The organism is Faecalibacterium prausnitzii (genome assembly GCF_003287405.1).
Taxonomy (GTDB): domain Bacteria; phylum Bacillota; class Clostridia; order Oscillospirales; family Ruminococcaceae; genus Faecalibacterium; species Faecalibacterium intestinale.
Genome location: NZ_PRLD01000036.1, coordinates 1 through 4,217, shown reverse-complemented (window position 1 = coordinate 4,217; position 4,217 = coordinate 1). Strand labels below are relative to the sequence as shown.

General features: G+C 51.7%; 3 protein-coding genes and 1 pseudogene. All 4 read right to left on the bottom strand.

Features of this window, described 5'->3' with window-relative positions; all coding sequences use genetic code 11:
• The coding region (locus C4N24_RS14730) for a hypothetical protein (RefSeq protein ID WP_112092011.1) at positions 1 to 818 on the bottom strand (818 nt) is incomplete at its 3' end.
• A gap of 12 nt (positions 819 to 830) precedes the next feature.
• On the bottom strand, positions 831 to 2,366 hold the full coding sequence (locus C4N24_RS14725; protein WP_112092010.1) for a relaxase/mobilization nuclease domain-containing protein: 1,536 nt from the start codon (positions 2,364 to 2,366) through the stop codon (positions 831 to 833).
• Complete coding sequence (locus C4N24_RS14720; RefSeq protein ID WP_112092009.1) at positions 2,338 to 2,772, bottom strand: plasmid mobilization protein; 435 nt, start codon at positions 2,770 to 2,772, stop codon at positions 2,338 to 2,340. Before C4N24_RS14720 ends, C4N24_RS14725 begins: the two co-directional genes overlap by 29 nt.
• A gap of 968 nt (positions 2,773 to 3,740) precedes the next feature.
• A pseudogene (locus tag C4N24_RS14715) lies at positions 3,741 to 4,217 on the bottom strand (argininosuccinate synthase domain-containing protein); the annotation flags it as partial.

Genomic DNA, 4,217 nt, shown 5'->3' with positions numbered 1-4,217 from the left:
AGCGTTTTCTTCCATGAGTTTTTCATCATTTCGGTCGCACGGCTCAAGGATTTGTAAACCTTCATAAACTCGTCCGGTACATGATAGCACCGGAATTCTTCTGTTTGTGGTGTGGGCATGGGAACGGGTTCTGCTTTTTCAGGTTCAAATTCTGCACTGGCAGATTCCAACACTTCCAATGCCTCTGGATGCAGGATTTGAGCAAGGACATCTGAACGATGCTCGGCACTTACCTGCACGAGTTTGGACATTTCTTCGTTGGTAAACTTCACTTCGCCGGAAAAGACTTTCTGCTTGATGCCGGGAGAGAGGTTGTCCGCGATGTCGATGCCTCGCGTGTAGTGGCTGGCACGGAGAACGGAGGCACGGCTGACACCGTTTTCTTCTGCGATCCGGTCGCAGGTTTTCTTCCCGGAGTGGTGGTTATCACCGTGATCACCACCACTTTTCTTTGCTAAAGTGTACTGATTGCCCCGAAAGATTTTTGCAGCTTTCTTCTCGGCTTCGTACTGCTTCCCAAGCAGATAGCGTTTCTGTTCAGGACTCAGGTTTCGCCGTCCCAACTGATTCCGGCAAATCCACGCAATGGCTTCTTCGCGGTTCTCAAATCGGAGCGGCATAGTGGAAAAATAAATCTCAGGATGCTTCTGGAGAATGGCATAACGGTTGTGGCCATCAACAAGTGTATTATTCCACACGATCAAAGGAGAGAGCAGCTTGCCCTCTTTCAAGATATTTTCTTCAAGCTGCTTGAATTCATCATCGGTCAGAGGAGGGATCTGGGACTGGAACTCCGGATCGATTTTCAGATTGATCATACGCACACTCCTTTATCTCTCCTGCTGCGCCGGTTCTTCCTCCCGGAAAAAGGACGCAACATTCTGCTTTGCGGTTTTCAGTTTGAGCAGTTCCTCTTTAGCTTCCTTGTACTGCTCGTAGAACTTTGCCTTTTCGGATGCCAGCTGCGCATACTCGGCTTCCAGCTTTTTCGGGCTGGGCAGCTTTGTGATGTTGTTTGCCTTAAAATAGGCTGCTGCCGCCCGGTACGCTGTCAGCTCTGCACGGTGCTGTTCCTCAAAGGCTGCGGGTCGCTTGGCAGTATTGAACCGCTGTACGATACCCTTGGTGCTGGCGTAGGCTGCGACATGATAGCGCAGCTCTTTGTTGAATTTCATGCGACCTTCGAGGTCTTTCACCACTGCCAGTGCGTCGTGATACTTGGTTTCCAGTTCAGCGATGCGCTGGTTCAGGGCGTCCTCGTCGGTCAAGCCCTTTTCCTGCAGAAGCTTCACGGTCTGTGCCATAACTTTGAGATTGTGTTTCGTGAGCCAACGCTTATAGCCAATGCCTTTGCCCTCGGTCATCCTCGACTGGATGTCGATCAGTTTCCCGATGGTATCCTGCTTGAACTGAGCCTTGGGTTTGTGCTCTGCGTTTGCGTTCAGGGTAGCAAACACAGCTTTCTTGTCGTAGTTGTCACCGAGATGTTTCGCTCGGATGAACTTTGTTCTTCCAGCAGGCAGATAACTTAGGCATCCGCGACTTTCCTTGACGACAATGCCGTACTGCTGCAAGAGCCTGTCGGAAAAATCTTCAAAGCTCGTGGCACGGTACAGCACTGAAGAAATCTGTTTCCGCAGAGTATCTTTTACGGTTTCAAACTTCTTCTGCTTGGGCGGCTGTCCGGTTGCGGCGAGGCCTGCGTTTTCACGGTCAAGTTTCAACTGACCACGCCTACGCACCCAATACTCAGCTTCGCTCACGCGCTCTTTCGAGCCGTTGAGCAAATCAATCTGGTACAGTCCAGCACTCTCGCACAGTTCCATGACCTCAACACGCAAGTGCCGCATGGTCTGGGCAGTGCTGGAATGCTTCATGCCCTCACGCCAGTCGCGGGGCTTCTGCATATAGGGCTTGCGCTCCACCTCTCGTGTTCGGACGCTGCCGATCACGATGTGGACGTGGATATTTCCCGAATGGTTGTGCCCATCCGGGTGAGTGCAGACGATGGCAGGATGACCGGGGAAGTTTTCTTCGCAGAATTTCAGGCCAAGTGCCTGTGCCTTTTCCATGGTCAAGCCGTTGTCGGCTGCATCTCGTGGGTCAAAGCTGATGATATACTGGTGACTTTTGATATCACCATGCTGGGTATTCTTACCATACTTGCGGTTTGCCAGCAGACAGGCCGTTGCAAACGAGAAATCGCCGCACTCAAGGGTGTCGAGCAGGTACGAATCCCGCAGCTTCGGCTTGCCCTGTTCATCCAGAAGTTGCTTTCCAGTGAACGCATCGTGCTGGTAAACGAGGTACGCTTCGATGGCAGTGTAGTCCGAGTTTTTAGAAGCGATATGCTTGAGCGTTGCCATACAGTTCACCCAGAACTTTCTCGGCGTGCAGCCGGAATGCGGTCAGGTCTGCAAGTTCGTCAAGGAGTTTCGCCCGGATCTGCTCGGTGTCTGCACCGCCGGAGTTGAAGTGCCTTGCAAGTTGGTTGAGGTTGGTGCCCACCTTGCTGCACTGGGCAAGCAGGGTGGAAACAGCGGTCAGGGTTTCTTCACCGCCGCCTGCAACGATGACCGTTTTCTCAATCTTGACGTTGTGGATGGCGCGGCGGATAAAAGTGGAGAGGGAGAGATTCAGGAGTTTGCAAGTGAGTTCCAGTGACGCTTTTTCCTCCGCTGTCACACGGAACTTGATGACGTGCGCTTTGTTGTTCGGCGTGTCGTGGTGCTGGGAATTGCTAGGAATCGGTTGAACATTCGTTTTGGTCATTGTACCTCCTGTCTGTTCGATAACTCCTCGGTGAAGTTATGTAAAGCACGACACGCCGTTCCATTCGTGCCGTAAGGCACGAATGATGAGCAGGGTTTGGGGCAGGCACGCCCCAACAAGATCACTTCGGAAATGCAGACGCATTGCAGAAGTGAAGTCCCAGTGGAGCACAACATTTTCAAGAATTGAAAATTTGTGGCCACGGGACGGTTCTTGCCCTCTACCGCTGCGCTCAAAATCGTTTCCGGGTAATTGTTTCCGAATTGTTAAGACGCAAAAAAATAAGTAGAGGTTGTGCTGCTCATGGATGGGAATCACCGTTCGCTCCGAACGAAGTTCCTGCCCCTGTTTGTGCAGCGGCGTTGACGGAAAGTCTGTATCACGTCCGGTCGGCTCATGAAATTTTCAAGGTGCGTTTCCCATAAAAGAAAAATACCGCCCATGCAGCATAGCGATGGATTTTGTCGGGTGAATCGGCGGCAAAATGAATCGGATGTGTTGCGGGGCGGTAGATCTTTCAGGGATAATCCACGGTGAGGCAGTGTTCAAAATGAACACAACCACATCTTGTGGATGGGTTTGGACCAATCCACAAAATCAGTGGAATTTACAAGGAAAATACCACGGTATGTTGAATACGTCAAGAGGATTTTGAAAATTTATTGCGGTAAAGCGGGAAAAGTATGACGCATCTTGCGAGTATAGGAAAAATTGACTGGGTATTGGTCTGTATTCCTGTTCAAGGGATGGGCACAGGCAAATCTGATGATAGCAAGGCGACAACGATTTTTGTGCAAAAACATCATTGAGCACTATATGACTGTGCCTTTTTCAAAACAGAAAACCGCCCACGCAGCGCAGCGATGATTTTGTCGGGTGAATCGGCGGCAAAATGAATCGGGTGTGTTGCGGGGCGGTTTTCTTCTTTTGGGGAGGCTCTATGGATACGGCAATCAGCCTAAACTACTTCATTTACCTTCTTTTTCGCTGTTTACAATGGCCTGCACCTTGGTGGGCAGACCGTAGATGCTGATGAAACCGGTGGCATCGCTCTGCTTGTAGTCACCGCCTGCGGCAAAGGTGGCGATGTCTTCCCGGTAGAGGGAGTAGGGCGACCAGACTCCTGCATTGATGAGGTTGCCCTTATACAGTTCCAGACGGACTTTGCCGGTGACGTACTCCTGCGTGGAGGTGACGAAAGCACTCAGAGCCTTGCGCAGAGGGCTGAACCACTGGCCGTCGTAAACCAGCTCGCCAAAGGTGATGGCCAGCTCGCGCTTCTTGTGGGCAGTCAGCTTGTCCAATGTCAGGGTCTCCAGCACTTCATGCGCCTTGTACAGAATGGTGCCGCCGGGGGTCTCGTAGACGCCGCGGCTCTTCATGCCCACCAGACGGTTCTCCACCACATCATACAGGCCGATGCCGTTGCGGCCGCCGATCTCATT